At 70.9% G+C, this 4,973-nt stretch carries 5 protein-coding genes; 1 reads left to right on the top strand and 4 read right to left on the bottom strand.

Annotated elements, in window-relative coordinates:
* The 4 genes from A9X04_RS21950 to A9X04_RS21935 all read right to left on the bottom strand — a co-directional run.
* Window positions 1-485: SRPBCC family protein (locus A9X04_RS21950; protein ID WP_197509288.1), on the bottom strand; the 485-nt coding region annotated here is incomplete at its 3' end.
* A gap of 8 nt (window positions 486-493) precedes the next feature.
* Complete coding sequence (locus A9X04_RS21945) at window positions 494-1,738, bottom strand: glycosyltransferase family 4 protein (protein WP_067924990.1); 1,245 nt, start codon at window positions 1,736-1,738, stop codon at window positions 494-496.
* A gap of 13 nt (window positions 1,739-1,751) precedes the next feature.
* Window positions 1,752-3,314, bottom strand: coding sequence for a 1,4-alpha-glucan branching protein domain-containing protein (locus tag A9X04_RS21940; protein ID WP_369828992.1), 1,563 nt, complete (start codon window positions 3,312-3,314; stop codon window positions 1,752-1,754).
* A 26-nt stretch (window positions 3,315-3,340) separates the two neighbouring features.
* Window positions 3,341-4,150 carry a bifunctional 2-polyprenyl-6-hydroxyphenol methylase/3-demethylubiquinol 3-O-methyltransferase UbiG gene (locus A9X04_RS21935; protein WP_067924980.1) on the bottom strand — a complete coding sequence of 270 codons (810 nt, stop codon included), beginning with the start codon at window positions 4,148-4,150 and terminating at the stop codon, window positions 3,341-3,343.
* Window positions 4,151-4,377: 227 nt separating this feature from the next.
* On the opposite strand from A9X04_RS21935, the gene A9X04_RS21930 reads away from it, so the two are divergent.
* A partial coding sequence (locus A9X04_RS21930; protein ID WP_067924976.1) for an electron transfer flavoprotein subunit beta/FixA family protein occupies window positions 4,378-4,973 on the top strand: 596 nt, incomplete at its 3' end.

The following is a 4,973-nucleotide window of genomic DNA, read 5'->3' as shown; positions in this document are numbered from 1 at the left end:
CCCGACGCCCCGGTGACGGCGACCGTCGCCGTCGCCAGCCCGTTCTCGGCGGCCAGCCGGTGCGCGGCCAGATCGTCGGCCAGCTGACGGTGCCGGTAGGTGAACATGGGGCGCAGTAACGCGGCCGGTACCGGCGTTTCCACCCGGTCGATGACCCTGGTGCGGCCGCCACCGACGTCCTCGAAATCGTGGGTGTGCCGCCAGCGCACCGCGGTTCGCGCCGGCAGCGCGGCGAGCCCGTCACCACCGATGGCGTCGACGAAGCGCCGCGGCGGGTCGTAGCCGTCGGGCTGGTGCACGGCGACCCAGCGCAGGCCGCCCGGTAGCGCCAGCGTGGCCCGGCCGTCCCTGAGCGAGGTGGCCTCGGTGACCAGCCGCATGGGCTGCCACGGCGGCGAGAGTCGGGTAAACGCGCCCGGTCTGGCGTGCCAAGCGAAGACGTCGGCGATCGGCGCGTCGACCACGCTCGAGTATTCCAGCCCCATACTGCAGGTTAGCGGTTCGGTAGGGCGTGTTCGACGATGGGCATGCGCGCGTGCGGCTGGCGCTCGCCGCGCTTGGCGGCCAGATACACCTGCGCCGTCTCCTGCGCCACGGTCTTCCAGTCGAAGGCCGAGGTGAGCCGCTCGCGGGCGGCGTGGGCGCGTCGCTGCGCGGCCTCCGGATCATCGAGCACGGACCGCACGGCCGCGGCCAGCCCGGCGACGTCGCGGGGCGCGCACGACACCCCGGTCCGGCCGTTGATCACCGCCTCGCCCAGGCCGCCGATGTTGGAGGTCACCAGCGGGGTGCCCGCCGCGGCGGCCTCCAGCGCGACGATCCCGAACGGCTCGTAGTGGCTGGGCAGCACCGCGGCGTCGGCCCGATGCAACACCGGGAGCAGCGCCGCGTGGTCGAGGTGTCCGGCGAACCGGATTGCCTTGAGCACCCGATGCTTTCGGGCCTGCTCGATGAGCCACTCCTGCTGGGTGCCCTCCCCGGCGATGGTCAGAGTGGTCCCGGGATGGGTGCGCCGGATCCGTGGCAGGGCGGCGATGACGTCGTGCACGCCCTTCTCGTACTCGAGCCGCCCGAGGTAGAGCAGCTCGGCGGGCCCGGTGCGCGGCCGACGCTCGGCGAAGGGCCAGCGCGCGGCGTCGATACCGTTGCGGATGACCGTGATTCCGGCCAGGCCGGGACCGAACAGTTCGGTGATCTCGTCGGCCATCGACGCCGAACACGTGATCAGCGAATCGGATTCGCGCACCAGCCACGACTCGACGGCGTGCACCTGCCGGCTGATCGCGCCGGACACCCAGCCGGAGTGCCGCCCGGCCTCGGTGGCGTGGACGGTGGAAACCATTGGCACGTCGTAGAACTGGGCGAGGGCGATCGCGGGATGCGCCACCAGCCAGTCGTGCGCATGCACTACGTCGGGGCGCCACGGCCGTGTACTGCCGCGCTTCTTCAGCGACAGCCCGGCCCGGATCATGGAATGACCCATCGCCAGTGTCCACGCCATCATGTCGGCGCCGAAGGAGAACTCGTGCGGGTCTTGCGCGGCCGCGACAACCCGGACACCGTCGACCACCTCGTCGGACGACGGGTGCGTGCTGGGATCGGTGCCCGACGGGCGGCGGGACAGCACGACGACCTCGTGACCGGCCGCGGCCAGCGCGGTCGACAGGTGGTGCACGTGCCGGCCGAGGCCGCCGATCACCACCGGTGGGTATTCCCACGACACCATCAGGATCTTCACGCGGCCCACCACCTCATCGGGGCAGCCTGCGCGCGTCCAGCGCGCCGAACAGGCCGTCGGCGCGGTTCCAGCCCTCGGCCAGCCGGCCGGCGGTGTCCCGCCGCCCGGACGCCAGCGCCCCGGCGATCTCGCGGGTGGCGTGGGCGTGCAGATGCGCACGGTAGCGCGCGTAGTCGGCGGCCGAATCCTTGCTCACCATGAACGGCCAGTCGCTGGAGACCGTGAGCAGGGTCTCGCGCAGGATCTGATCGGCCACGTGGTCGCGGGGGAGCGGCCCGTCCAGCGATGCCCGCTGCGACAACGCCTTGTCCACTGTGCTCAGGGCCATGTCCACCACTTCGGCGTTGAGCTGGACCAGGTCGGCCACCTTGTCGCCGGCCCACACCTGCCAGTCCTTGCCGGAGCCCCACGAACTGGGCGGCAATGCCACTGCGCGCCCGACGAATCCGTCGGTGATGGCGTCGCTCAGCGTGCCCACCCGCACGCCGGCGGCGGGCAGGGCGCGCAGCACCCGCGCCAGCCACGTCGGGCCCTCGTACCACCAATGGCCGAACAGTTCGGTGTCGAAGGCGGCCACCACGTGGGCCGGCCGCCCGATCCGTTCGGATTCGCTCGCCAGCCGGTTGCGGACCACGTCGACGAAGTCGGCGACATGGACGTCGACCGCATGATCGGCGCGCTCGGGGTCGTAGGGCGCCTTCGCCTCCGACGGCACGTTGCGGCCGGTCACCCGCGCCGGTTTCAGCCCGGTGAGGTGGTCGTAGGTGTGGAAATCGCGGTAGGCGGCGTGCCCCGGGTAGCCCGATTTCGGCGACCAGACCCGGTAGCTGACCTGCAGGTCGCGCCCGAACGCGACCACGTCGGTGTCGCCGACCGGCCGGCCCAGGGCGGTGTCGCCGTGCAGTGACGGGCCGTCGACCATGAAGTGGGTGACACCCGCGGCCGCGTAACCGTCCTCCAGACCGGGGGCGTACGCGCATTCGGGCGCCCAGATGCCGCTCGGGCGGTGCCTTCCGCGCGGCCCGAGCCGCAGCTCTGCGTCGGCGAGCCCCTCGCTCAGGGCGAACTCGCGAAGCCGCGGCGCGAGCAGCGGCTGGAACGGGTGGGCCAGCGGTCCGCCGAGCAACTCCACCGTGCCGGCGTCGATCAGGGCGCGCAACAGCGGGCTGCCGCCGTGCCGCCATTGGGTGGCGAACTCGTCGAGCGCCCGATCTGCTTCGGCGCATTCGCGAATACCCAAGGTGCGCAACGCTTCCGGCGTGCAGGACTGGAAACCGGCCGACTTCGACCGGGGCGCGGACCGCACGCTGGCGGCCTCGGCCGCCCGCAGCCGCCAGTTGGCCAGCCAGTGGTGCATGCCGTCGAGGCAGTACGGATCGTCGAGCTGCGCGTTCACCACCGGAGTGACGCCGAGGGTCACCACCCCGCGGCGATCCTCGTCGGCCAGCGCGCTCAGCACCCGCATCAGCGGCAGGTAGGCCGCCGCCCACGACTGGTAGAGCCACTCCTCGCCGACCGGCCACCGCCCGTGATGGGCCAGCCACGGCAGGTGGGTGTGCAGGACCAGGGTGAACATGCCGGGCACCGGGTCGAGCGAATCGCTCACGGCGCTACCGCGATTGCGATCAGGTCCAGGCTGTCGTCGATGTCACGGCGGCCGTCCTCGACGATGTCGAAGTCGTCGGTGGTCACCGCGGCGACGTCGGCAGCCAGCTCGGGCGGCCAGGGCTTGCCGGCCATCGCGAGCTCGATCTGCGCGTCGATGATGGAGCCGCCGTGGCGGGCGTCCAACTCCCGCAGCCGCGGACCGTGAAACACCCCGGAGACCGCTACGTCGCGAAAGCCGGCGTCGACCAACAACTGGGTCAGCTCACCGGCGTTGAGTTCGCGGGTGTGGAACGGGTTGATCGGGGTGTCGCGGCCCGGGGAGAACGTGATCCGGTTCGGTGTGGACACCATCAGCAGCCCGTCGCGACGCAGCACCCGCGCGCATTCGGCCACGAATTGTGCCTGATCCCACAGATGCTCGATGACTTGGAAGTTGACCACAATATCCACCGACGCGTCGGGCAGCGGAAGCTCGGCCAGGTTCGCCCGCATGACCTCCACCCGCGGGTAGCGGGCGCGCACGTGCGCCACGGCCGCCTCGTCGTAATCCACGGCCACGACCCGGCGGGCGACGCCGGCGATCAGGTCGGCGCCATACCCCTCGCCACAGCCGGCCTCGAGCACCTCGCGGCCCGCGCACAGCCCGCCCAGTCGCTGGTAAACCACCTGATGGCGGCGGAACCAGTAGTTTTCGACGTCCAGGTCCGGAATGGTGCGCTCGCCGGTCAACATCAGGACTGGGTCAGCCGCCGGCGTCGGATCGCCGAGGCTGTGCCGGGGTACGTCGGGGACGGTTGCGCTCATCGCATAGGCAGGCTAACGCGAAGTGTCGGATTCGCGAACCGGGAACGAGGCGCCCCCGGTCGCCGACGGTAGACACGCCGCAAGAACGTGCAGTACGACCCGCTATGGTGTGACTGCAGGCTGCACAAAGTTACCCGGTAGTAACACGACCGTGCGCTGCTAAACGCGTACTGAAAGTCTCGTGGTCGACTGCTGCGAGACTCCTTCGAGGAGGACGAACCACACTCATGACGAACATCGTGGTCCTGATCAAGCAGGTCCCAGACACCTGGTCGGAACGCAAGCTGAACGACGGCGACTACACGCTGGACCGCGAGGCCGCCGACGCGGTACTGGACGAGATCAACGAGCGCGCCGTCGAAGAGGCCCTGCAGATCCGTGAGCGGGAAGGCGGCGAGGGGTCGGTGACCGTGCTGACCGCGGGCCCCGAACGCGCCACCGAGGCGATCCGCAAGGCGCTGTCGATGGGCGCCGACAAGGCCGTCCACCTGAAGGACGACGGCATGCGCGGTTCCTGCGTGGTGCAAACCGCCTGGGCGCTGGCGCGCGCGCTGGGCACCATCGAGGGCACCGAGCTCGTCATCGCCGGTAACGAGTCCACCGACGGCTCGGGCGGTGCGGTGCCGGCGATCATCGCCGAGTACCTGGGCCTTCCGCAGCTGACCCACCTGCGCAAGCTGTCGATCGAGGGCGGCAAGGTCACCGGCGAGCGCGAGACCGACGACGGCGTCTTCAGCCTCGAGGCCACCCTGCCCGCGGTGGTGAGCGTGACCGAGAAGATCAACGAGCCGCGCTTCCCGTCCTTCAAGGGCATCATGGCCGC

Origin of the sequence: Mycobacterium sp. E3247 (assembly GCF_001667785.1) — a bacterium.
Taxonomy (GTDB): Bacteria; Actinomycetota; Actinomycetes; order Mycobacteriales; family Mycobacteriaceae; genus Mycobacterium.
The sequence above is the reverse complement of the archived record's forward strand: the minus strand, read 5'-3'. Positions and strand labels throughout refer to the sequence as shown.